Source organism: Streptosporangium oxazolinicum, assembly GCF_039537505.1.
Classification (GTDB): Bacteria; Actinomycetota; Actinomycetes; order Streptosporangiales; family Streptosporangiaceae; genus Streptosporangium; species Streptosporangium oxazolinicum.
The window spans coordinates 130,635-153,195 of the sequence record NZ_BAABAQ010000014.1; the positions used below are offsets into that span (position 1 = coordinate 130,635).

Consider the following 22,561-nt stretch of genomic DNA (forward strand, 5'->3'; position numbering starts at 1 on the left):
AGGAGCCGGGACTAAGGGGCGTCCTGCGGCTCGGTGGTCTCTCCCAGCTCGGTGAAGAGCGTGAGCTGGAGCCCGGCCGGACCCTCAAGGCGGGAGTTGAGCGAGTTCCACGGGGTCCGGACGGGGTCGGCGACCACCGTGGCCCCGGCCCCGGCCAGCTCGGCGGTGACGGCGGCCGAGTCGTCCACCTCGAAGGCCACCCGGATGTGCCCGGCCACCCTCCGCCCCACCTCGACCCGGTCGATGAACTCCGCCTGCGCCGGGTCGGCGATCTCCAGGGTGGCCCGGCCCGCCTCCAGGATCGTCACCCGGCCGTCGGGCGAGGAGTACGCGGCCCGCTCGGGCAGGCCGAGCACGTCGCGGTAGAAGCGCAGCGCCTCGTCGTAGTCGGCGGCGGTGACGACCAGGCGCAACTCTCGAACGGTCATGACGGCTCCCCAGGTGATCGCGGACATCCCGACACGACAGCACGACCACCCCCCTCCGGCATTCCCGGCTCGTCCCCGCGCCTTCGACTTTCCCAGACACGGTCCCGTATCGATGAACCGACGGGACGAAGCGTGTTGGATATTCAGCACACCGATCAGATCGTGGAGGAGGAGGTGGTCGAGGTCACGACCACCGTCACGCCCGCGCACTACCTGATCATCGAGACCCGGTTCCCGCTCGCCTGACGTGTCCCGTACCGCCAAGATTGGAGAAGAACGTAGTGACAGCCACCGTCGCGGCGCAGCCGCAGACCTCGGAGTCGTTCCTGGCCGGGCCGCTGCCCGCGTACGTCTACGACCTGGTCGAACTCGACGCCCATGTCAAGGCCATCCGTGCCGCGCTGGGAGACGTCGAGCTGTACTACGCGGTGAAGGCCAACCCCGACCCGAAGCTGATGCGGACGCTCGCCCCGTACGTCGACGGCTTCGAGGTCGCCTCGGGAGGTGAGCTCGCGCACGTGCGGGAACACTTCCCGGACACGCCGATCGCGCTGGGCGGGCCGGGCAAGACGGACGCCGAGCTGTTCGGCGACGTGACCCGGCTGCACGTCGAGAGCCCCGGCGAGCTGCGCCGCCTGCTCGCGTCCGGCCGTTCGGCGGACGTGCTGCTGCGGGCCAATCTGGACATCCCGATCGAGGGGGCCTCGCTGGCGATGGGCGGCGGCGCCACGCCGTTCGGGATGGACCCCGCCGGGATCGCCGAATGCGTCGCCCTGCTGGAGCCGCAGGGTGCCGTACGGCTGCGCGGGATCCACGCCCACCTGGCCAGCGGGCTCGACGCGCCCCGAATGCTGGAGCTGGCGGAGGCCGTCCTGGACTACGCGCGGACGCTGGGGGTGGCCGAGATCAACCTCGGCGGCGGCATGGCCGTGTCCTACGCCGATCCCGGCGACCGGTTCGACTGGGTGGCCTACGGCAAGGGCCTGGCCGCGCTCCGTCGCCCCGGCGAGACGCTCCGGATCGAACCGGGGCGCTCGCTGACCGTCTACTGCGGGAAATACGTGACGCGTGTCATCGACGTCAAGCGCGTGCACGGTGAGCTGTTCGCGGTGGTGGCGGGCGGGACCCACCACATCCGCACCCCCGCGACCAAGGGCCACGACCAGCCCCTGGTCATGACGGAGGCCGGTGAGCCGATCACGATCGTCGGCCAGCTCTGCACCCCCAAGGACATCCTGGCCCGCCGGGTCCCCATCGCCCTCAAGCCCGGTGACCTGGTGGAGTTCACGATGGCGGGGGCCTACGCCTGGAACATCTCCCACCACGACTTCCTGATGCACCCGAAGCCGAGTTTCCACTACCTGAGCCGATAGGGCCGGGGGAGACCCGGCAGGCCCCGCCCCGGGTGTGGGAACACCCTCCGGTACGCATATGCTGCGCATCGTCGTTTCCATGTGTCAGGCAGTGCCCCAAGCGTTCAGAGGGAGAAGCTCACCGTGTACAAGGAGTTCGCGATCGAGGCCGTGGTCTGGCTGATCCCCGTCATCGTGCTGCTCGGGCTCGCCTTCATGATCACTGCCTGACCCGGGAGCGGGTCAGCGCTCGGCCAGGACGATCACCGAGTCGCCGGGGCCGAGGCGCAGGGGCCGTGATTTGTCCGGGTTGAGGACGACACCGAAGTGGGGAGCCTCGTTCACGCGATCCGCCAGGCGGTAGCCGATCGCGGTCTCCCCACGGCGCCGGGCCGACTCGATCACCGAGGCGAAGTCGACCGGCGCCCCCGGGCGGACGTACCGCTCGGCCGGGCGCGGGTAGATCTCCGAGCCCCCCGAGTCGAAGAGCCTGCCGAACACCTCGGCCAGATGCCGGTTCTCGGCGAGCTGGGCGAGCAGCAGGCCGATCACCGTGTCGCTGATCACGATGTCGTCGGCCTTGGTGACCTCGGCCAGGCTCCGGTTGTTCTCGTCGTGCATCTCGCTGACGATGGAGTAGCGCTCGCCGAGTGAGGACTGCATGTCGCGCAGCTGGAGCAGGGTCATCAGGGTGCGCGTGTCGGCGTGGCCGGGGCTGTAGCGGTCGTCGGAGAGCACGATCACGTGATGGTAGACGCCCAGGCCGAGTGACTCCAGCGCGTAGCGGTCGGAGGTGTCGCACTCCTTGACGTTGACCGTGAGGTTGGACAGCTCCTCGAAGCCGGTCGCCGCGTCGGGGTGGTCGGAGGCGATGTCCAGGACCGAGCCCGGAGCGACGTAGCCGTTGAGATAGCGGATGATCCGGCGGCCCCGGCCGTTCCAGTTGAGGACCAGGGTGCGCTCGGGGCCCGGCCTGGTGTGCTCGACCTGGACGATCGACTCCTCGCGGGCCGAGGGCATTCCGGCGGCCAGGTGGATCATCGAGTCGTCGGGGGCGATCACGATGATCTCGTCGGAGGCGGAGATCACGGTGTCCATGGGCGGGTTCAGCATGGCCGCGCCGGACCGGCGCAGCCCGATCACCGTGGCGGTCTGGTACGCCGGGAGCACCTCGCCGTACGTCATGCCGGTGAAGTCGGGGTCGGAGCGGAGGTAGATCTCCCCGTCGCTGAAGTTGAGCAGGTCCATGCAGACCACGGACATGCCCGACTGCCGCGACGACTGCACGATGAGCCGGGCGGCGGTGTCGTCGGAGTCGACGAGGTGGACCTCCTGACCGCCCGCGAGGCGCGCGGCGGCCATGTTGGAGCTCCCGGCGATGGCGGCCACCACCGGCGGGTGGGTGTCCGGCCGCTTGGCGAGGGCGAGCAGCGTCTTGATGACGTGCGCGTCGGGGTCCTCGCCCTGCGGGGAGAGGACGACCACCGAGCGGGCCCCGGCCAGGTTCATCAGGTCGAGGTCGGTCGGTTCGGTGGGCCGCCCGGTCCGGCAGACCAGCCTGGTCCTGCCGGTCTCGCCCGCGAACTGCCGGATCTCGTCCTCCATCGCGATCTTGTCCTTGTCGGCGAGGATCGCGATGACCGACCTGCGGTCGCTCGCGTGCGCCTGGACCAGCTCGCTGACGATCGTGAAGACCTGCTCCGACCAGCCCAGGACCACGATGTGGCCGGTCTCGACGATCCGGGACCTGCCCTTGCGCAGCTCCTCGAACCTGCTCTTGAGGTCGTTGGCGAGGACGCCGACCAGGGCGCTGACGATGAAGAGCCCGCCCAGCGACGCGACGAACATCAGGGCGACGAACGGCACGCTGCCGGTGTCGCTCGCCACCTTCCCCGGGCTGAGCGTGCGCATCAGCGTCATCCACAGCATGCCCGGGGCGCCGTTGTGCTTCGCGGCCTCGTCCGGGGTGAGCCACAGGCCCAGCGCCGTGACCAGCAGGATCAGGCCGAGGGAGATGACGGCGAGCCATCCGATCAGCGCCGTCGTGCCCCGTGACATCGTGTTGTCGAACCAGTAGCGCAGGCGTTCTCGGAACGTCGCCCTCGGCACAGAATTCCTCCCCGTCGGTAAAGCAGAGTCAACAAGTGTACAAAAACTACAGATCGCCGAGGGGAAGGTCGGGTGGACGGGCCACGTCCGGCGGCGGGGGCCCACGGGGTCGGCGAGGGGCCGGAGCGCGTGCTCGGTGATTCTGGGCCCTCGGCGAACACGGGATCCGACGCCCGCCGGATATGTCTGATTATGGTGCTTTGTAGTTGTTTGTGACTGTAAGTCCGACTACGCCTACCTCACTCGATACGGGAGGTATTTGTGCGCGAGGGTTGACAGGGGTTATCGCCAATGTAACTATCGCAAAAATCTTACAAATATCTGAAAATAGATTCGAGTAACTCGAATGAAGAGCGGTAGGAAATCATCCAGCGTCGATAAGGCATTTGAGCTGATCAGTGCGGTGTCCGGCAGCGGTCAGTCCGGAATGACCCTGGGCGAACTCGCGGCGCACACCGGTGTCGCCGTCAGCACCGCCCATCGCTATGCCATCTCGCTCCTGGAACTGGGCGTCCTGGAGCGGGACGCCGCCGGTGCCTTCCGGCTCGGCGTCACCCTCATCACCCTCGCCGGGCGCTACCTGGAGGAGGACGGGCTGCGCGCCGCCGCCCAGCCGTACCTGGCCGAGCTGGTCGAGATCAGCGGTGAGACCGTCCACCTCGGCGTCCCGGTGGGCCACCACATCGTCTACGTCGACAAGGTGGAGAGCGCCAAGTCGGTGCGCCTGGTCTCCAGGATCGGCAGCCGTGTCCCGCTGCACTGCACCGCGATGGGCAAGGCGGTCCTCGCCTTCCTGGACGAGCCGCGCCGCGCCGAGATCCTGGCCGTGCAGACGGAACCCCGCACCCCCAGAAGCCTCACCGGCGACGCGCTGCTCGCCGAGCTCGCCACCGTACGCGACCAGGGCTTCGCGATCGACGACGAGGAGAACGAGGAGGGGGTGCGCTGCATCGGCCTGCCGATCATGAACGCCTCCGGCCGCCCGGTGGGGGCGTTCAGCGTGTCCGCACCGGCCGGGAGGTTCAGCCTCGGCGACTGCCACCGCCTGGCCCCGGTCGCGCTCGGGATGGCCGCGGACATCGGCCGCCGCATCGGCTACGCCGCTCCCCGGACCCGCAAACCCGCCTGATCCCGTCCCGCTCAGCGGGGCGTGAAGCTCGTAACGCACGGCTTGTATGGAAGGAAGTGCAATAAATGTCCGCTCTCACCTCGTCGGACGCCTCCGTCATCACCGTCCGCAACCCCGGCACCGGCGAGCAGCTCGGGGAGGTGGAGGCGGCGAGCGCGGAACGGGTGGCCGCGGTGGTCGAGGCCGCGCAGGAAGGCCAGCGGGCGATGGCGGCCATGCCCGCCCACGAGCGCGCGGACCTCCTGCGCCGGGTGGCCGACCTGATCGAGGCCGAGCGGGGCGACCTCGCCACGCTGCTCGCCGCCGAGAACGGCAAGCCCGTGCAGCAGACCCGGGGCGAGGTCGACGCCGCGATCCGGATCTTCCGCGGGTACGCGGGCGAGGCCACCCGGCTCTTCGGCCGCCAGATCCCGCTCGACGCCGTACCCGGCCTGGAGCGGCACCTCGCGGTGACGATGCGCGAGCCCCTCGGCGTCGTCGCGGCACTGGTCCCGTTCAACTACCCGGTCGAGCTGTACGCGCACAAGGCCGCCGCGGCCCTCGCCGCGGGCAACGCCGTCGTCGTCCAGCCGCCCGCCCGCTGCCCGCTCTCCCTGGTCAGGGTGGCCGAGCTCGTCGAGCGGGCCGGTGCGCCCGCCCACGCCCACCAGCTGGTCACCGGGGGCGTCCAGGTGTCCCAGGCGCTGGCGCAGCTCCCCGGGATCGCGGCGGTGAGCCTCACCGGCAGCACCGCGGCGGGCCGTGCGATCGCCCAGCTCGGCGCGACGACGCTGAAGAAGGTGTTCCTGGAACTCGGCGGGAACGACGCGCTCATCGTCTGCGACGACGCCGACGCCGAGGAGGCCGCCCGCGCCGTCGTCCTCGGCCGTCTGGCCAGGGGGAACGGGCAGATCTGCTGCGCGGTCAAGCGCGTCTACGTCCAGGACGGCATCCACGACGCCTTCGTCGAGTCGCTGCTCGGCCAGACGGCCAAGCTCTCCGTGGGCGACCAGCTGCTTGAGGAGACCGACGTCGGCCCCCTCATCGCCGAGGAGGCCGCCGAGCGGGTCGAGGCCGCCGTCGGCAAACTCGTCGGGGAGGGCGCCAGGCTCGCCGCCGGGGGCGGCAGGCGCGGCGCGTTCGTCGACCCGGTCGTGCTCGTCGACGTGCCCGCCACCAGCCCCACCTTCGCCGAGGAGATCTTCGGCCCGGTGGCGCCCGTCGCCCGCTTCTCCGACCCCCTCGACGCGGTGCGGATGGCCAACGAGTCCCCGTACGGCCTGCACGCCGCGGTCTTCACCCGGGACGTCTCGCGGGCGTTCAGCATCGCGCGGCGCCTCGACGTCGGCGGGGTCGTCGTCAACGGCTCCACCGCGCTGCGCGCCGAGAACCTGCCCTTCGGCGGTACCAAGGACACCGGCGGCTACCGCGAGGGCCTGCACGAGACCGTCCTCGACTTCACCCGGCAGAAGACGATCGTCGTCATGGAGGCGTTCGAATGAGCCTGGAGCTCCGGGGCGTCCGCAAGGACTACGGCGGCGTCGAGGTGCTGCACGGGGTGGACCTCGTGGGCCACCCCGGCGAGGTCCTCGCCGTGGTCGGCGCGAACGGAGCCGGTAAGTCGACCCTGATCAGGATTCTCGCCGGTGCCCAGTCCATGAGCGCGGGCGAGATGTGGATGGACGGTGAGCGGGTCGAGCTGCGCTCGCCGCACGACGCGCACGCCCGGGGCATCCGCACGGTATACCAGGAGCTGACCCTGGTCCCCCAGCTGTCGGTCACCGAGAACCTGCTGATGGGGCACTTTCCTAAAAAACGCGGCGGGCTCATCGACTGGACGGCGGCGCACGCCCGCGCTGGGGAGCTGCTGGAAAGCATCGGCTTCGGCGCGATCGACCCGCGTACCATCGCGGGCCGCCTCACGGTGGCCAGGCAGCAGATGGTGGAGATCGCCAAGGCGCTGGTGGACGAACCGCGTGTGCTGGTGCTCGACGAGCCCTCCGCCGTACTGGCCGGAAGTGACCTTGAGTCACTGTTCGCGCTGATCAGGCGGTTGCAGGAACGCGGCGTGCTGGTCGTCTACGTCTCCCACCGGCTCGCGGAGGTCCTGGAACTGGCCACCTCGATCGTGGTGATCAAGGACGGCAGGATCGTCGAGACGACCGAACCCGCCCGTACCGGCGAGAACGAGCTGATCCGCCTCATGGCGGGCCGCCGCCTCGAACAGATCTACCCCGACCGGCGAGCGGGGCGCGGCGAGGTACGGCTCAGCGTCTCCGGGCTCACTCGTGGGGGCGAGTTCGAGGACATCTCGTTCTCCGTGCACTCGGGGGAGATCGTCGGCCTGTTCGGACTGGTCGGCTCCGGCCGCAGCGAGCTGGCCCGGTGCGTCTTCGGCGCCGAGCCCGCGTCCGCCGGTCAGGTGCGCGTCCGCTCGGGCGCCGAGCCGGTGGGGCGAGAGGGTGCCGGGCCGGTGGATCGGTCGGGCGCAGAGCCGGTGGATGGGACGCGTGGCGAGTCCGGTGCCGGGTCGGTGGATCGAGAGGGTGCCGGGGGCCCGTCCGAGGGGCGGGGGCGCGGCCGGTCCGGCGCCGTCGGCTTCCGTACGCCGGCCGAGGCCATCGCGGCCGGGCTCGCACTCGTCACCGAGGACCGCAAGCGCACCGGCCTGGTACTCGGCATGAGCGTACTCGACAACATCACGCTCACGACCCTGTACTCGGCCACCCGGGGCCCGCTGATCGACACGGGCCACCGGCGCAGGAACGTCGCCGAGATGATCGACCGGCTGGGTATCCAGCCCCCGGGGTGCGCCTCGATGCCGGTGGTCAACCTCAGCGGCGGCAACCAGCAGAAGGCGGTGCTCGCCAAGTGGCTGCTGGCCGAGCCGCGCGTGCTCATCCTCGACGAGCCGACCCGCGGCGTTGACATGGCGGCCAGGGTCGACATCTACCGCATGATCGACGACCTCGCCCGGCAGGGCCTCGCCGTCCTGCTCATCTCCTCGGACCTGACGGAGGTGCTCGGCGCCACCGACCGGATCCTCGTGATGAACCAGGGGCGCCTCACCGGCGATCTGCGTTCCGACCAGACCACGGAGGACGAGGTCCTCGCCCACTCGATCGGAAGTACGGCATGACCCGCCCAGTCCGGAGGGACAGCATGACCCGGCCAGCCCGGAGCAACGACATGACCCGGCCAGCCCGGAAAGACAGCACGACCCGGCGGACCGCCAGGCCCGGAGGGATCGCGTGACCGGGCGACCGGCGGGGCCCGCACGGACCTCCGCCGACCCGGCCTCCACCGCTCCGAACCCCAAGGGGCCCTCCTCCGCCGCCCCGGCGCTCGCCGGTCCGGCGGTCCTGGGCCCCGGAAGGCTGCCCCGGCTGGTCCTGGCCGGCCGGGACGTCACCGCGCAGGTCGCGTTCGTCACGCTCATCGTGGCGCTCGTCGCGGTGGCGGCGCTCACCTCCGACACCTTCCTCACCCCGACGAACCTCACCAACCTGCTCAAGCAGATGGTCACCACCGGCCTGCTGGCGTACGGCATGCTCGTGGTGATCCTCACCGGCGGCATCGACCTGTCGGTCGGGTCGGTGGTGGCCTTCTCCGGCATCATCACCGCCGGTCTCGTCTCCAGCCTTCCCATCCCGATGGCGACGGTCGTGGGCGTCGCCTGTGGGATCGGGTTCGGGCTGATCAACGGCGTGCTGGTCGCCCGGTTCGGGCTGGCGCCCTTCGTGGTGACCCTGGCGGCGCTGACCACCATCAGGGGTCTGGCGTTCGTCTACTCCGAGGTGCCGATCACCCCCGAGGACCCCGCGTTCTTCACCCTCGGCTCGGCGATGCTCGGTCCCGTCCCGCTGAGTACCGTGATCATGCTGGCCGTGTTCCTCGCGGGCGGCCTGTTCCTGACCCGCTTCCCGGCCGGTCGCTCCATCGTCGCGATCGGCGGCAACGCCGAGGCCGTGCGGCTCGCGGGCATCAACGTGCGCAGGCACGTGATCCTCGCCTACACCATCAGCGGCGCGTGCGCCGGCCTGGCGGGCGTCATCCTGGCCAGTCGGGTGGGCATCGCCCAGCCGAGCGTCGGGGTGGCCTTCGAGCTCGACGCGATCGCCGCGTGCGTGATCGGCGGGGCGAGCCTGGCGGGCGGGCGCGGGTCCGCGAAGGCCACCTTCGGCGGCGTCCTGGTCCTCGTACTGATCAACAACCTCCTCAACCTGTACGGCGTGCAGAGCTTCTGGCAACAGGTGCTCAAGGGCTTGATCATCATCGCCGTCATCCTCGTCCAGCGTGCCAACCAGGCGCGCACCTGACGTACCCGCTCCACAAACCCCCCGAGGTATACCGAAATGAACGCTAAGAAATTCAGCAGCCTGCTGGCCACCGGCCTTCTCGCTCTCAGCCTTGCCTCCTGCTCGTCCAGCGAGGGCGAGCCCTCCACCGCCACCGCCTCCGGCGACGGCTCCTACACGATCGGCGTCGCCAACTTCATGCTGAGCGGCCCCTACTTCAGCGGCATGGACAAGGCGATCGCCGCCCAGGCCAAGAAGAAGGGCAAGATCGAGGTCATCAGCACCGACGCCAACGGCGACGCGGCCAAGCTCGCCTCCAACGTCGAGGACCTGCTGAGCAAGAACGTCGACGCCATCATCATCTCCGGCGGCCCGCTGGAGTCGGCGCCCGCGGCGCTCAACGCGGCCAAGACGGCGAACAAGCCCGTGGTCCTGGTGGACCGCAAGTTCCAGACCGGTGAGTACACCAGCTGGATCGGCCCCGACAACAAGGCGATCGGCGTGCAGAACGGTCAGTTCCTCGCCGAGAAGCTGCCCAAGGGCGGCAAGGTCGCGATCATCAAGGGCGGTCCCGCCGACAACAGCATCGGCCTGGCCCGTACCGAGGGCGTGAAGTCGGTCCTCGGAAGCACCGCGGGCATCACGCTCGTCGAGGCCCCCGACTTCGGTAACTGGGGATCCGACGGCGGCCTCACCGTGATGGAGAGCCTGCTGGCGACGAACCCCGACCTCGTCGCGGTGTTCTGCGAGAACGACGCGATGTGCCTGGGCGCGCAGCGCGCCATCGCGGACGCCGGCAAGTCCAAGCAGATCGTCATCGCGGGCGTCGACGGCCAGGCCGAGGCACTCAAGGCGATCCTCGACGGCACCAACTACCTGGTGACCGGCCTGAACGACGCGGACATCATCGGCGCCATGGGCCTGGACCGGGCGGTCGAGATCCTGAGCGGGGCCAAGGTCGAGAAGGACACCGTGGTGCCCTCCCCGAGGGTCACCAAGGAGAACGCGGCCGAGTACTTCGACCCGAACGGCGGCTTCTAACCCCTCATCACCCGCGACCGTTCGGGGGAACGGCTCGTGGAGTACGGCCGGTTCACACGGCGCCCGGGTGGCGGTCGGCGACGCCACCCGTGGTCGTCCGGTATCGGAACGGAGGTGCGGACCCCGCGAGGACGCGGGGCGCGTTCAGGCACGAGCAACGCCTTACTCGTCGAGTGAAGGGCACGTAACCCATGCGAAGAAACGTCAGAGGGGCCGCGCGCAAGGCGGGCCTCGCCGCGGTCACCACGACCGTCGTGGCGATCACCTCGTTCGGGGTCAGCACCCCCGCGACAGGTGACACCGCCGGTGCTCCCAGTCCGAGCAGTTCAAGCAGCCCGAGCAGCCCGAGTACGCCAGGGAAGTCGGGCACGCCGAGCGCGCAGGCCAAGGCGGGCGCGGAGAGCAGCGCCGCCGCCGTCGACTGGACCCTGCTGCACTCCGAGAACTTCTCGGCCCCCATCAACACGGGCAACGCGCCGTGGGTCAGGGAGAACTACACCACCCCGTTCGACACGATCATGGACGACTCCGGCCAGTGGTACCGCAACGACTACGGACCGGCCTGGACCACCGCGTTCAACTCCTTCGCCACCTACCGCAAGGAGTTTCAGGTCGGCCAGGGCGGCTGGCTGACGGCTTCGCTCTCCGCTCGCGACTGGAACAAGGACGGCGTCATCGAGTCGCCGCCGTCGATCACCACCGCGACGGTGGGCGGCGCGCCCGCGGCGGTGCTGAACGTGCCCGACCACACCGGTGGGGCGATCTTCCGGCCCACCAACAAGCTGCCCGACCAGTATCGCGTCGAGTACAAGCTCAAGACCATCGACTTCGGCGGCAAGCGGAACGGCTCGATCGAGTACAACGGCAAGATCAACGGCTACAGCACCCAGGGATGCAAGACCCAGCACCCGTGGGGCGAGGGTTCCAGGAGCCCCGGCTGGAGCGGTAACGCCGCCGCGCCCTACTGCGAGTGGCAGGACGTGCGGTCCGGCCCGTACGGCTACAACGGCTTCCACTTCATGTCGATCGTGGACTTCGCCAACCCCGCCCCGAGGAACAACCACTTCTGGCACTACCGCCGCAAGGTGCTGATGGACTCCTTCTCCCAGCACCCCGACCGGGTCGGCAGCGGCACCGGCGGGCGGGTCTGCAACTCCAACACCAACCAGTACTACAACTACCGCGACGGCAACTTCAACACGGTCAACATGTGGATCAGTGGCCTGCCCAACTGGACGCCGGGCCCCGGCGGCCTCGCGGGCAACTCCCAGTGGTTCATGACGAGCTGCTCCGGCGGCGTGGCCGAGCAGCAGCTGTCGTCGGCGGCCGAGCTCCAGCCCGAGCTGATGCCGAACCAGTCCTACACCTTCGCCATCGAGCGCGACGCCACCGGCTACACCCTTGAGGCCAGCGGCAACTTCGCCCGGGTCGGGCAGAAGACGCTCCGCTTCCACCGCCCCTTCATCGTGAACAACGCGCCGATCTGGCACTACAACGTCAAGCCCAGCGAGTACGACGGCCGCTACAACGCCACCCTCGTCCAGAACGACGTGAACGGCAGCGCGTCCTGGCCGAACCAGTGGCCGGCCGGTTCCCAGTATCCCGACTACTTCGTGATCGGCGACCTCTACACCAACGTCTACGAGGGCAGCGCGAGCCTGACGGACATCCGTCTCTACGTCCCCCAGACGACGCAGCCGACCACCAACCTCGCGCTGAACAAGCCGGCCACCGCCAGCAACCAGTGCGCGGCCGCCGAGGCTCCCGCCAAGGCCGTCAACGGCAGCTGGACGGGCGGCAACTCCGACAAGTGGTGCGCGCTGGGCGCCAACAAGTGGCTCCAGGTCGACCTGCAGTCGAACACGCCGGTGGGACGGTTCGTGGTACGCCACTCCGGTGCAGGTGGTGAGAAGGCGAGCTGGAACACCCGCGACTTCGACCTCCAGGTCAGTACCAACGGCACCACCTGGACGAACGTCGCGAGTGTCCGGGGCAACACCGCCAACGTCACCACCCACACCTTCACACCGGTCACCGCCCGGTACGTCCGGCTCAACGTCATCACCCCGACCAGCGACAGTGATACCGCGGCCCGCGTCTTCGAGCTGGAGGCCTATGCCAGCTGACGGGTCCTGACGGGTCCTGCCCGGTTAGGACCGGCACGCGCCGCGGCGGGAACCCCCGCCGCGGCGCTCCGCCTGCCGGGCGCGAGTGCCCGGCGGACGCCTGGACGGTCGCCGGAGTGCCCACGCCGGACAAAGGCCCGGCCGGATCCGGTGTGGGTCGTCAGGTTGAATCCGGTGTGAGTCGGTTGAATCCGATGCGAGTCGGCGGTCTGAATCCGGTGTGAGTCGGTTGAATCCGATGTGAATTGCCGGTCCGAATCCCGCGTGAATTGCCGGTCTGAATCTCGCCAGCCCGGAATCGCCCGCCCGCCATAGCTTTGCCCACGTGCAGGGCCCCGCCGTACGGGGCCCGACGACGAAAGGGCATTCCATGGACCTGCAGCTTTCCGGCCGTGTCGCGGTCGTCACCGGCGCCTCCAAGGGCATCGGCCTGGCCGTCACCTGTACCCTGCTCGACGAGGGGGCCCGCGTCGTGGCCGTCTCGCGCAAGAGCACCCCAGAGTTGGAGGCGCTCGGTGGCGCCGGCCTTCTCCACGTACCGGCCGACCTGACCGACCCCGGCGCGCCCGGCCAGATCGTGGCGCGGGCCGTGGAGGTGTTCGGCGGGCTGGACATCCTGGTGAACAACGCCGGTGGCCCGCCCCCCGGTGTGGCCCTGCCGCGCTTCTCGTTCCTGGCCCCCACCGACGACGACTGGCGGGTGATGTTCGAGTTCAACCTGTTCTCGGCGGTACGGGCCGTCCGCGCCGCCGTTCCGGTGATGCTCCAGCGGGGTGGAGGCTCGATCGTCAACGTGTCCTCGGGCAGCGCCCGGTTGCCGGCCCCGATGAACGTCGACTACAACGCCGCCAAGGCGGGTCTGAACAATCTCACCAAGGCGCTGTCGGAGGAGTTCGCGCCGCAGGGCATCCGGGTGAACAGCGTGTCTCCGGGACCCGTGCGGACGGCATGGTGGACCGAGGAGGGCGGCGCGGCCGATATCATCGCCGCGCAGGCGGGAACCGACCGTGACAGCGTGCTGGACGGGGGCGCGGCGGAGATGATGAAGCTGACCACCGGCCGCCTCGTCGAGCCGCAGGAGATCGCCGACGTGGTCGCCCTGCTCGTCTCGCCGCGCTCGGCGAGCACCACCGGCGCGGACTTCGCCGTCGACGCCGGTTTCCTCAAGGAGATCTGACGCACCCGGCTCCGGTGGGCATCGGCTTACCCCGGCTCACCCGGTGCTCGTGGTCACCCCCGTGACGCCGGGCGACCGGCCACCCGTTCCGCAAGGAGGCATCATGACGACCCGGGAGCAGGACGACGCCCCCACCGACATCCCCGCCGACATCGGGCGTCCCGCGCGCGGGGCCCTGGCCGCGGCCGGTTACACGACGCTCGCCCAGGTGGCCTCCACGACCGAGCGGGAGCTCCTGCGGCTGCACGGCGTGGGTCCCAAGGCCGTCCGCCTGCTGCGCGAGGCCCTCGCCGAACGTGGTCTCGCCTTCGCCGGCCGGGAGGCGTGAGTTTTCAGCGACCAGTCGGAGGGACGAACCGGAGGGTACGGGCCCCGGACCCCGAACGCCGGCCTCGCGGGCGGCGGAACGTCAGCTGTGGTGCCGCATCTCCGGCCAGAGCTGTGACCAGGGACGCAGGGGGTCGCGGCAGACAAGGACGGGCAGGTTCTGCTCCTCGTTGGACAGGCCGACGCCGTTGTCGATCCTGCCGCGTTCCTCGCAGGAGGTGAACGCGCGGGCGTAGCCGCCGGGGGAGTCGGTCACGACCACGGCGATCCGCGCGGACGGGGACGGCGGGCCGCGCCAGTAGAGCTCGTTGTGCCCGCTGTGGACCTCGGGCAGGCCGTACTCCCCGGCGTAGCGGTCCAGCGCCCCGGCCTCGCCGTAGTTGTCGGTGAGGAGCACGGTCCGCGCGCGCTCCTGGGGCGTCAGCCCGCCGACCACCGCCGCGACGCGCGCGGCGAACTCCGGCCAGCCGATCGACTCGCGCGCCACCTCGTTGATCCCGGCGACCGGGGTACCCTCCAGGGCCGAGGGAGGGATCACCGGTAGCGCGAGGATGATAGAGACGACCGCGTTGACCGCCAGGGCGCCGACGACCAGCGCACGCCGTCCCGTACCCGACATCCACCGGGTGACCGGGCCGCACCCCGCCGCGAAGAGCAGCACGAGCAGGCCCGCCACGTAGTCGGGGCGCCCGCCGGAGTAGAGCGTCAGCGCGCAGGCCAGCGGGTAGGCCAGGGCGAGGCAGCGCAGCCGGGGTTCTCGCCACAGCCGTACGGCGCCGACCACCTGGAGGACCGCCTGGGGCGGGCCGAGCAGCAGGATCTGCAGCGGTACGAAGGCGAGGCGGTTGTCGGCGCCCTCGTCGGCCTCCAGCGCCCCGGCCATCACCAGCTGCGGCCAGTCGTGGGTCGCCTGGTAGACCAGGTTGGGCGCGGCGACCACGAGGGCGAGCAGCGCGCCGAGCCAGAGCCTGCGGTCCCGCAGCACGTCGCGCGGCCCCGCCGCCAGCACACCCACGCCCAGGCTGACCAGGAACAACACGATCAACTGCCGGTTGTACGTCGCCACCCCCGCGACGGCGCCCAGCGCGAGCCACCAGCGGCCGTCGCCCCGCAGCGCCCGTACGGCGAACAGCGCCGCCGCGACCCAGAGCGGCAGGTCGACCCCGAGGGTGAGCAGGGAGTGGCCGCCGAGCAGGAGCAGGGTCGTGGTGGCGATTCCCGCCGCGGCGACGATCTGCGCCCTCCGGTCGCCGCCGAGCTCCCGGGCGAGCAGGGCGACCAGGACGACGACGAGTGCGGCGATCAGGGCGGGAACGACGCGCAGGGCGACCACGGTGTCGCCGAACACGGCGACCGAGACCCGCGCGATCAGCGGGGTCAGCGGCGGGGTGTCGAAGTATCCGAGGGCGGGCTGTTCGCCCAGCATCCGGAAGTACAGCTCGTCCCGGTGGTAGCCGTAGCGCGGGCTCGCGACCAGCAGCACGGCGAGTGTGGCCAGCGCGACCGCGCCGACGGGCCACCCGGCGAAGGGAGCGGCCGGGGCGGTTGTGCCAGGGGCGCGCGGGACGGCGGGAGAGGGGATGGACACCTGTTCATCATCGGCCTTCGATACCGGTGACGCGAGGGGTGATTCCGATCCGCCCGCCATCCGGCGCGAGATGGCGTCCGGTCACAGCCTCTTCCTCCAGCGTCCGTTTCATGTCCGCCGCTCCCCGTTCGACGCGCGCGCGGATCTCCGCCGCGAGCGCGTCCGGCAGCACGTCGGTTATCCAGACGAGCCGGCTGCGACCGGACTCTTCGGGGAAGACCTGGAACGAGGCGTGGTGGTGCGTGAGGGCCGGTTGCGCGCCTTCGATCACCGCGTAGGCGAGCCGGCGAGTCGTGTCGTCGACATCGACGATCAGCTCGCGGATGACTCTCCCGTCGGGAAAGACGAGAATCCTGATGTCGCCCTCGACGCGGGTGTCGGCGACGCGGTCCGGCAGGAGACGCCGGTGCACCGCGCCCACGTCGCGTATCGCCGCCCACACCTGCTCCGGGCTGGAATTGATCACGACTTCTGCGCGGATGGAAGCCATTTCCCGATCTCCTGTCTGTGCTGCCGTCGCGGTTACGGCCGGGTGTTGTCCGTACCGTCGTCCCGGTTACGGCCGGGTGTGTCCGTGCCGTCGTTCCGGCTCAGGTGCCGGGAGAGCCGGTGCTGGTTCTCGGCGAGGCGCAGGCACAGGTGCCGCAGCTGGGTCAGCTCGTCGGGCGTGAAGTCGCGGAAGATCGCCGCCATGGCGGCCTGTGTCGGACGGCGGAAGGATTCGATCCACGCCCGTCCCGCGGGGGTGATCTGGGCCAGGACGGAGCGCCGGTCGTGACGATCGGGGACCCGCCGCGCCAGCCCGTCGCGTTCGAGGGTGTCGACCAGCCCGGTGACGTTGCGGGAGCTCACTCCGGCCGACTGGGCCAGGTCGCCGATACTGACTCCGTCGTCGGCCGAGGCGCTCAGCCGCATCAGGATGTCGAGCGCCCCCGAGCTCAGCCCCCGGCCCTGAGCTCCGTGGGCGCGGACGCGCTCGACGGCGTGGAAGGCGGTGCGGACGGCGGTCGCCGCCTCAAGGGCGAGGGTGTCGTCTCCGGCGGTGAACCGGGCCATGGCCGCCCTTGCCCCGGGATCGAAGAGGGAGCCGCCGGGATCCCGGGCGAACTCCGCCGATGATTTATGTACGTCCTTCATAATGAAGTCGTACTTTAATACCTACTTCACTAAATTGTCGACGTGGGATACGGATGATCTTTCCCCGGCCGGGGTGACGGGCGGTCCGGTAAAGCGCGATCAACGATCTCCTCGCGCGGGTCCCTCGGTTCCGGCTCGTCGCCGGGTTCGCTGTGGCGGTGACGGCGAAGGCTGCCTATCATCGCGTTCCGGCATCAAACGCCGTCATCGACTGGGTGAGGCGTACGAGGACCTCGCTCGTGAAGAAGCCTACGAAGGCCGGGGGAATCCGATCGTGTCCGTCGAACTGAACCACACCATCGTCATGGCCCGCGACAAGCGGGTCTCCGCCGAGTTCATGGCCGGGATGCTCGGCCTGGAGGTCGGAGCGCCCTTCGGCCCGTTCCTCCCCGTCACCACCGTCAACGGCGTCACCCTGGACTTCGCGGACAGCGACCGGGACGAGATCGCCTCCCAGCACTACGCGTTCCTGGTGTCCGAGGACGACTTCGACACCATCTTCCAGCGGATCCAGGAGGCCGGGATCACCTACTACGCCGACCCGGCCCGCGAGCGACCGGGAGAGATCAACCGCCGCGACGGCGGTCGCGGCGTCTACTTCCTGGATCCCGACGGACACTTCCTGGAGATCCTCACCCGCCCGTACGGCAGCGGCGGTTAGGACCCCGTCCGAGTGCCGCGGGTGGCCGGTCGCGAGGTGCCTCCCCGGCCCCGTCCGCGGGCTCCCGCCCTCTGGAGCGCGGGAGCCCGCAGCCCCGGTCTCGTAGGCTCGGCGCATGCTTCTGTGGATCAACGGCCCCTTCGGCGGAGGCAAGACACAGACCGCGTACGAGCTCCGGCGACGGCTGCCGGGAAGTGTCGTCTGCGATCCCGAACACGTCGGCTTCGGCCTGCACCGGATGACGCCGCCGCCGCTGCGTAGGGACTTCCAGGACCTTCCGGCATGGCGGCAGGGCGTGTACGAGGTGCTGGACCTGGCTCTCACCAAGCACGACGGCACGGTGATCGCACCGATGACGGTCGTGGAACCCGCGTACTTCCAGGAGACCGTCGGCCGGTTGCGGGAACGCGGCCACGACGTCAGGCACTTCGCGCTGCTGGCGGGCCGGGATACGGTTCTGCGTCGCCTGCGCGAGCGCGGCTTCGGGCATGTCGTGCAGTTCGTGGCCGGTAGGAGCGCCGCCCTGCGCCGGGAGAGCTTCGCCGTGTCCAAACTCGACCTGTGCCTGGAGCGGCTGCGCGAGGCGGAGTTCGCCGAGCACGTGTGGACCGACCGTCTCACGATCCCGAGGGTCGCCGACCACATCGCCGCCTCGTCCGGGCTGACGCTCGCCCCGAACACCGACAACGCGCTACGAGGCCGCCTGCGGCGTGCCTGGACGGGCGCCAAGCACATCCGATTCGGCTGAGTGTGCCCAGGATCACGTCATCCGGAGACCTCCTGGCGGCCCGTATGAAAGCGGCGTGACCGGGGCGCGGCGACGACGTCTCGCCGAGGTGAACCGCCTCGGGACCGTTGACACCTCCCCTCCGGCGCTCTCATTATGAACAAGCATTCATGAACAAGCGTTCACTATGAGGGTGCCGTTGCCGGAACCGGTGAGGCCGTCCGGTGGCGCCCGGATGCCACTACAGGAGGGGATTCGATGCTTTCCATCGTCAACACCGAGCAGGCGGAAGCGTGGAACGGCTACGAGGGCACCCACTGGGCCGACCACCAGGCCCGGTATGACGCCGTGAACAGCGGGTTCAACGGCCACCTGCTCGCGGCGGCCGATATCGGCGACCGGGACCGCGTCCTCGACATCGGGTGCGGCAACGGGCAGGTGACGCGGCTGGCCGCCCGGCGGGCGCGACGCGGAGACGCGACCGGGATCGACCTGTCGGCGCCGATGCTGCGACGGGCGCGTGCCAGTGCGGCCGGCGAGGGGGTCGGCAACGTCACCTTCGAGGAGGGCGACGCCCAGATCCACCCCTTCCCGGCCTCGCGCTTCGACGTGGCCGTGAGCAGGTTCGGGATCATGTTCTTCGCCGATCCGGTCGCCGCGTTCGCCAACATCGGCCGCGCGCTGCGACCGGGCGGGCGCCTCGCGATCCTGTCCCTGCGGAGGATGGAGGACAACGACCTGGGCGCCGTCTTCGCGGCGATGGCGGAGCACCTGCCGCCGAGCCCCGCCCCGGCCGGGCCCGGCACCTCCGGACCGGAGTCGCTGGCCGACCCGGCCCGCGTCCGCGAGGTGCTCACCGGCGCGGGCTTCGAGAAGGTGACCTCCACACCTGTCGAGGCGCCCCAGGTGTGGGGCCGGGACGCCGCCGACGCGGCCGGTTTCCTCGGGGGGTGGGGACCCGTCCGCTTCATCCTCGGCCAGCTCGACAAGGCCGCCGCGGCCCGCGCCCTCGACGCGCTCACGGTGGCGCTGCGGCCCTACGAGGAGCCCGGCGCCGTACGGCTGCGCGGCGCCGCCTGGCTGACCACCGCCACCCGCCCCTGACCTTCGGCCCACCGCCCATCCCTGGCCGGGTCACTCACCCCCGCCCCTGAACCCCGCCCCTGAACGGCTCGACGGCTCGCCCGATCCGCCCGCCGGGGTCCGCTCGTTCACCGGCTCGCGATCCTCGCGGCGACGGCGGCCGGGCCCCGCCGGATCACTACGATGCGATGTGATGTCACCGAGAAAAGCAGCGGCCCTGCGTGACGGCGAGGGTGATCGGAGCCTGCGCGAGCATCTGATCGCCGCCGCCGGACGCCTCATGGCCCAGCGCGGCACCGCCGGGCTCACCGTACGCGACATCGCCCGCGAGGCCCGGGTCGCCGACGGTGTGCTGTACAACCACTTCGCGGGCAAGGAAGAGCTGCTCGCGCTCGCTCTGCACACCCACGTCCAGACCGTCGAGCGCGAGCTGGACGAGCCGCCCATCCGTGCCGGGAGCGGTACGGTCGAGGACAACCTGCGCGTCTACCTCGCCCGGGGGCTGGCGCTGCACGCCGCGATCCTGCCCTCCTTCGCGGGCCTGCTCGCCCAGCCAGAGGTTCTCGTCCGGTTCGCGAACCTGCCCAACCCGGTGGCGGGCGGCCGGGGATTACGCGCGGACCTGGCCCTGTACCTGCGTGCCGAGCGGGACCTCGGCCGTCTGGCCCCGGACGCCAACCCCGAGGCCGCCGCCACGATGATCATCGGTGCCTGTCACGAGCTGCTCCTGCCCCATCTGTTCCGCGGCGGCGCGGCGACCGGGCTGGAGATCCCTCCCGGTTTCGTGGAGGATCTGCTCACCACGGTGCTGAACGGCATCGGCCCGGCCCATACCCCCTAGAACCGATTCCCGGCGCGGCGATATCGGCGTCGTCGAATGTCCGGCGGGAAAGGAAGTGAAAAGCCCCGCGGCCAGAGTTTTTGCGGTAGACGGAACGACACCTCGCCGCCGACCACCTGACGCGGCGAGCTGTCGTTCTCGCGGTTTCGCCGGAAACGGGTCGGAACTTTCCCGGCTCAGCGCCCCCGCGCGAGTCGTGACGAACAATTTCAGAAATCGTGCTCTGACAAACCCGGCCGGAAAACGCCGGAAAGGCGCGAGAAGGTACGGGAAGGCAGGAGCCTGGTGAACACCGAGGGATGGGCGGTCAGCGTTCCCCGAGGATATCGCGTCGGTGACTGGCGGGTCGGCAGGCCCATCGCCACGGGGAGCTGGGCGAGTGTCTACCTGGGGGTTCGAGACGGCGAGCGGGCGACGCGCTCGGCGTTGAAGTTTCTGCCCACGGGCACGGTCACCCGGCGGCAGCTGAGATACCTCAGGGAGATGACGCAGCGGGAAATACGCCTGCACAGCAGGCTCCGGCATTCCCGGCTGATCCGGTTACGCGAAACGCTCGTCGTCGACGACGCCGAAAACCCCGAACTCGACGGCGCGTGCGTTCTGGTCATGGACCTGGCGGAACGGTCGCTGGCCGATCTGATCCGGGCGGGGGTTCCCGTTCCCGACGCGCCAAGGCTGATCACCGAGATCTGTGAGGGAATAGCGTACATGCACGCCGAGAAATGGGTGCATGGAGATCTCAAGCCCAACAACGTGCTCATGATGGCCGACGGCTCGATACGCCTCGCCGACTTCGGCCTGACCACCGAGATGGACGGGACTCACGGCTATCTTCCCCCGGTGGGCTCCACGGACCACGTACCCCCCGAGCGCTGGGGCGAATCCGTGAGCGAACGGGGGCACGCCGTGCGCGTCTCGGCCGACGTCTGGGCGCTGGGCGTGACGGCGTGCCAACTGCTCACCGGCCATCTTCCCTTCAGCGCCCCGACCGCTCGCGCACGTTACGTCGCCGCCGTCGAGTACGCGGCCGGAGAGCGACCTCTGACGCTTCCGGTCTCGCTTCCCGAGGGCTGGCGTTCCTGGGTGGGTGACTGCCTGACCCCCGACGCGAGGGACCGGCCCACCGCGGCCCGCCAGCTCTACCGGGCGCGGGTATTGGCCGGAACCGTCGAAGCCTCGCCCCGGCGAACGGGCACCCGGATGGCGACGGCGATGGCCGCGGCCCTCCTGGTGTTCGCCGGTGCCTCGGGGGCCGGGATGGTCACCCCGTCCGTGGCCGATCCGTTCGGGCGCTGGCTGCGCTCCGATTCCGACATCCCCCCGGAGTATCGCGCGCTGATCGTCGAGGCGGGCACGATGTGCGGCGAGCCGGGGCTGAGCCCGGCACTGGTCGCCGGAATACTGAAGGCGGAGAGCGACTTCGACGCGAAGCTGTTCGACGTGGCCAAGAACGAATACGGCATCGCGCGCTGGACGCCGTCGGTGCTGCGGTACTACCTGCCCACCGGCCGCCGCGACGTTGTCCCCACCCCGCCCCTGTCACCCGAGGACAGTATCCCCGCCGTCGGCCGCTATCTGTGCGTACGGCTCCCTCTGCTGGCCGGGGTGCCCGGGGATCCCGGCCTGCTGGGAGCCGCGGCGTTCCGCTCCTCCGACGATGTGATCCGCCGGGAGAACGGGGTTCCCGAACGTTTCCGGTCGTTCGTCGAACGGGTGCGGAAGCACCGGGCCGAATACCAGCCGTGATCAGCCTTTTCAAGTGCTCAGGTGCTCAGCCGTTTCAGGTGCTCCTCCCGTACCAGGTCGAAGCGCAGCGCGACGGAGACCAGCGCGGCGCGTTGCCAGTCGGCCTTGCGCGAACCGGACGACGGTTTGACGCGCAGTTTCGTACGCGCCAGATAGTCGATGTGGAAGTTGACCGCGGCCCGGGTCAGTCCCGCGCAGCCGGGAACCTCGCGCAGCCGCTCCAGCACCTCCGGCACCGTGGGGATGACCGAGGACGCGCAGTCACGGAGGCGCGACTCGCAGAGCGCGACCAGCACGAGGAAGTATTTCGCCGTCTCGTCGAGGGGGAAGCCGGAGACCGTCGGCTCACCGGTCGCCGAGGTCTCGGGCGCGTCGGGGTCGATGAAGCTGTGCTGCGAGGCGAACACCAGGAACGAACAGGCGCCGCCCGCCACCGGGAGCACCACGCGGGCGAACTCGAACGGCACGGGCGCCGCCGCCCGCCGCGGGGCCACCTTGAGGAACTCCCCTCCACCCTCGGGATTCTCCACGACCAGGGTGGAGTCGTGGCTGAGATTGGTGAGCAGCCAGTAATCCTCCACGGCCTGGATGATCCCGGCCCGCCGGGAGATGCCCGGATGGTTCAGCAGGAAGTCGACCGGGGCGCTCGCCGTTCCGCGACCAAAGGTGATCTCCTGGCCCGGGGAAAGCTCGATGACGGCCGGTCCGGTGCCGGAGCCATCGGCTTGCAAGAGGATCGTCCGCATCCGTCCCGCCCTCACAGCACCCTGGAATCTTCCTCGTTCCCAGGACCTCATCCTATGCCGGACGAT

Annotated in this window: 21 protein-coding genes; 15 read left to right on the forward strand and 6 right to left on the reverse strand. The window is 70.2% G+C overall.

Going from position 1 to position 22,561, the window contains the following annotated elements:
• Positions 1-11: 11 nt before the first annotated feature.
• Complete coding sequence (locus ABD817_RS31750; protein WP_344921950.1) at positions 12-428, reverse strand: VOC family protein; 417 nt, start codon at positions 426-428, stop codon at positions 12-14.
• Between the two features lie 281 nt (positions 429-709).
• Here ABD817_RS31750 and ABD817_RS31755 point away from each other — a divergent pair, with 281 nt between their 5' ends.
• Together ABD817_RS31755 and ABD817_RS31760 are read left to right on the forward strand one after the other, a co-directional pair.
• On the forward strand, positions 710-1,801 hold the full coding sequence (locus ABD817_RS31755; RefSeq protein ID WP_344921951.1) for an alanine racemase: 1,092 nt from the start codon (positions 710-712) through the stop codon (positions 1,799-1,801).
• An 81-nt stretch (positions 1,802-1,882) separates the two neighbouring features.
• Positions 1,883-2,011, forward strand: a complete 129-nt coding sequence (locus tag ABD817_RS31760) for a hypothetical protein (RefSeq protein ID WP_344921952.1) — start codon at positions 1,883-1,885, stop codon at positions 2,009-2,011.
• Between the two features lie 12 nt (positions 2,012-2,023).
• On the opposite strand, the gene ABD817_RS31765 is transcribed toward ABD817_RS31760, so the two are convergent.
• Positions 2,024-3,889: a CASTOR/POLLUX-related putative ion channel gene (locus ABD817_RS31765; RefSeq protein WP_344921953.1), complete on the reverse strand. Its 1,866-nt coding sequence runs from the start codon at positions 3,887-3,889 to the stop codon at positions 2,024-2,026.
• Positions 3,890-4,235: 346 nt separating this feature from the next.
• On the opposite strand from ABD817_RS31765, the gene ABD817_RS31770 reads away from it, so the two are divergent.
• The 8 genes from ABD817_RS31770 (at position 4,236) to ABD817_RS31805 (ending at position 13,967) form a co-directional block, all read left to right on the forward strand.
• Positions 4,236-5,018: an IclR family transcriptional regulator gene (locus tag ABD817_RS31770; RefSeq protein WP_344921954.1), complete on the forward strand. Its 783-nt coding sequence runs from the start codon at positions 4,236-4,238 to the stop codon at positions 5,016-5,018.
• Positions 5,019-5,083: 65 nt separating this feature from the next.
• The gene (locus ABD817_RS31775; protein WP_344921955.1) at positions 5,084-6,499 is read left to right on the forward strand and encodes an aldehyde dehydrogenase family protein; all 1,416 of its coding nucleotides are present in this window, start codon (positions 5,084-5,086) and stop codon (positions 6,497-6,499) included.
• A complete protein-coding gene (locus tag ABD817_RS31780; protein ID WP_344921956.1) occupies positions 6,496-8,136 on the forward strand; it encodes a sugar ABC transporter ATP-binding protein in 1,641 nt (546 codons plus the stop codon). The genes ABD817_RS31775 and ABD817_RS31780 overlap by 4 nt, the downstream gene beginning before the upstream one ends.
• 112 nt (positions 8,137-8,248) lie before the next feature.
• Positions 8,249-9,316, forward strand: coding sequence for an ABC transporter permease (locus ABD817_RS31785; RefSeq protein WP_344921957.1), 1,068 nt, complete (start codon positions 8,249-8,251; stop codon positions 9,314-9,316).
• 36 nt (positions 9,317-9,352) lie between these two features.
• Entirely contained in the window at positions 9,353-10,336 is a 984-nt protein-coding gene (locus ABD817_RS31790; RefSeq protein WP_344921958.1) for a substrate-binding domain-containing protein, read from the forward strand.
• A gap of 191 nt (positions 10,337-10,527) precedes the next feature.
• A complete protein-coding gene (locus ABD817_RS31795; protein WP_344921959.1) occupies positions 10,528-12,462 on the forward strand; it encodes a discoidin domain-containing protein in 1,935 nt (644 codons plus the stop codon).
• Positions 12,463-12,832: 370 nt separating this feature from the next.
• Positions 12,833-13,639, forward strand: a complete 807-nt coding sequence (locus tag ABD817_RS31800; protein ID WP_344921960.1) for an SDR family NAD(P)-dependent oxidoreductase — start codon at positions 12,833-12,835, stop codon at positions 13,637-13,639.
• 103 nt (positions 13,640-13,742) lie between these two features.
• A complete protein-coding gene (locus ABD817_RS31805; protein WP_344921962.1) occupies positions 13,743-13,967 on the forward strand; it encodes a helix-hairpin-helix domain-containing protein in 225 nt (74 codons plus the stop codon).
• Between the two features lie 81 nt (positions 13,968-14,048).
• On the opposite strand, the gene ABD817_RS31810 is transcribed toward ABD817_RS31805, so the two are convergent.
• Genes ABD817_RS31810 through ABD817_RS31820 form a run of 3 tightly spaced genes read right to left on the reverse strand, consistent with a single transcriptional unit; the run spans position 14,049 to position 16,691 of the window.
• Entirely contained in the window at positions 14,049-15,554 is a 1,506-nt protein-coding gene (locus ABD817_RS31810) for a glycosyltransferase family 39 protein (RefSeq protein ID WP_344921963.1), read from the reverse strand.
• Between the two features lie 7 nt (positions 15,555-15,561).
• Complete coding sequence (locus ABD817_RS31815) at positions 15,562-16,044, reverse strand: SRPBCC family protein (RefSeq protein WP_344921964.1); 483 nt, start codon at positions 16,042-16,044, stop codon at positions 15,562-15,564.
• 32 nt (positions 16,045-16,076) lie between these two features.
• Positions 16,077-16,691: a MarR family winged helix-turn-helix transcriptional regulator gene (locus ABD817_RS31820; protein WP_344921965.1), complete on the reverse strand. Its 615-nt coding sequence runs from the start codon at positions 16,689-16,691 to the stop codon at positions 16,077-16,079.
• Between the two features lie 274 nt (positions 16,692-16,965).
• On the opposite strand from ABD817_RS31820, the gene ABD817_RS31825 reads away from it, so the two are divergent.
• From ABD817_RS31825 to ABD817_RS31845, 5 genes are all read left to right on the forward strand, one after another.
• Positions 16,966-17,352, forward strand: a complete 387-nt coding sequence (locus tag ABD817_RS31825) for a VOC family protein (RefSeq protein WP_344921966.1) — start codon at positions 16,966-16,968, stop codon at positions 17,350-17,352.
• 115 nt (positions 17,353-17,467) lie between these two features.
• Positions 17,468-18,100, forward strand: coding sequence for an AAA family ATPase (locus ABD817_RS31830; protein ID WP_344921967.1), 633 nt, complete (start codon positions 17,468-17,470; stop codon positions 18,098-18,100).
• Positions 18,101-18,337: 237 nt separating this feature from the next.
• On the forward strand, positions 18,338-19,183 hold the full coding sequence (locus ABD817_RS31835) for a class I SAM-dependent methyltransferase (RefSeq protein ID WP_344921968.1): 846 nt from the start codon (positions 18,338-18,340) through the stop codon (positions 19,181-19,183).
• Between the two features lie 172 nt (positions 19,184-19,355).
• Positions 19,356-20,003: a TetR/AcrR family transcriptional regulator gene (locus tag ABD817_RS31840; protein WP_344921969.1), complete on the forward strand. Its 648-nt coding sequence runs from the start codon at positions 19,356-19,358 to the stop codon at positions 20,001-20,003.
• A gap of 285 nt (positions 20,004-20,288) precedes the next feature.
• Positions 20,289-21,749 carry a serine/threonine-protein kinase gene (locus tag ABD817_RS31845; protein WP_344921970.1) on the forward strand — a complete coding sequence of 487 codons (1,461 nt, stop codon included), beginning with the start codon at positions 20,289-20,291 and terminating at the stop codon, positions 21,747-21,749.
• 17 nt (positions 21,750-21,766) lie between these two features.
• Here ABD817_RS31845 and ABD817_RS31850 read toward each other — a convergent pair whose 3' ends face one another.
• A complete protein-coding gene (locus ABD817_RS31850) occupies positions 21,767-22,495 on the reverse strand; it encodes an FHA domain-containing protein (RefSeq protein WP_344921971.1) in 729 nt (242 codons plus the stop codon).
• Between the last annotated feature and the right edge of the window lie 66 nt (positions 22,496-22,561).

Bases quoted from the DNA above. Each gene is read 5' to 3' on its own strand.
- ABD817_RS31830 (WP_344921967.1), top strand. From the start codon at position 17,468: ATGCTTCTGTGGATCAACGGCCCCTTCGGCGGAGGCAAGACACAGACC.
- ABD817_RS31780 (WP_344921956.1), top strand. From the start codon at position 6,496: ATGAGCCTGGAGCTCCGGGGCGTCCGCAAGGACTACGGCGGCGTCGAG.
- ABD817_RS31795 (WP_344921959.1), top strand. From the start codon at position 10,528: ATGCGAAGAAACGTCAGAGGGGCCGCGCGCAAGGCGGGCCTCGCCGCG.
- ABD817_RS31815 (WP_344921964.1), bottom strand. From the start codon at position 16,044: ATGGCTTCCATCCGCGCAGAAGTCGTGATCAATTCCAGCCCGGAGCAG.
- ABD817_RS31750 (WP_344921950.1), bottom strand. From the start codon at position 428: ATGACCGTTCGAGAGTTGCGCCTGGTCGTCACCGCCGCCGACTACGAC.
- ABD817_RS31775 (WP_344921955.1), top strand. From the start codon at position 5,084: ATGTCCGCTCTCACCTCGTCGGACGCCTCCGTCATCACCGTCCGCAAC.
- ABD817_RS31770 (WP_344921954.1), top strand. From the start codon at position 4,236: ATGAAGAGCGGTAGGAAATCATCCAGCGTCGATAAGGCATTTGAGCTG.
- ABD817_RS31850 (WP_344921971.1), bottom strand. From the start codon at position 22,495: ATGCGGACGATCCTCTTGCAAGCCGATGGCTCCGGCACCGGACCGGCC.
- ABD817_RS31805 (WP_344921962.1), top strand. From the start codon at position 13,743: ATGACGACCCGGGAGCAGGACGACGCCCCCACCGACATCCCCGCCGAC.
- ABD817_RS31840 (WP_344921969.1), top strand. From the start codon at position 19,356: ATGTCACCGAGAAAAGCAGCGGCCCTGCGTGACGGCGAGGGTGATCGG.
- ABD817_RS31800 (WP_344921960.1), top strand. From the start codon at position 12,833: ATGGACCTGCAGCTTTCCGGCCGTGTCGCGGTCGTCACCGGCGCCTCC.
- ABD817_RS31790 (WP_344921958.1), top strand. From the start codon at position 9,353: ATGAACGCTAAGAAATTCAGCAGCCTGCTGGCCACCGGCCTTCTCGCT.
- ABD817_RS31835 (WP_344921968.1), top strand. From the start codon at position 18,338: ATGCTTTCCATCGTCAACACCGAGCAGGCGGAAGCGTGGAACGGCTAC.
- ABD817_RS31820 (WP_344921965.1), bottom strand. From the start codon at position 16,691: ATGAAGGACGTACATAAATCATCGGCGGAGTTCGCCCGGGATCCCGGC.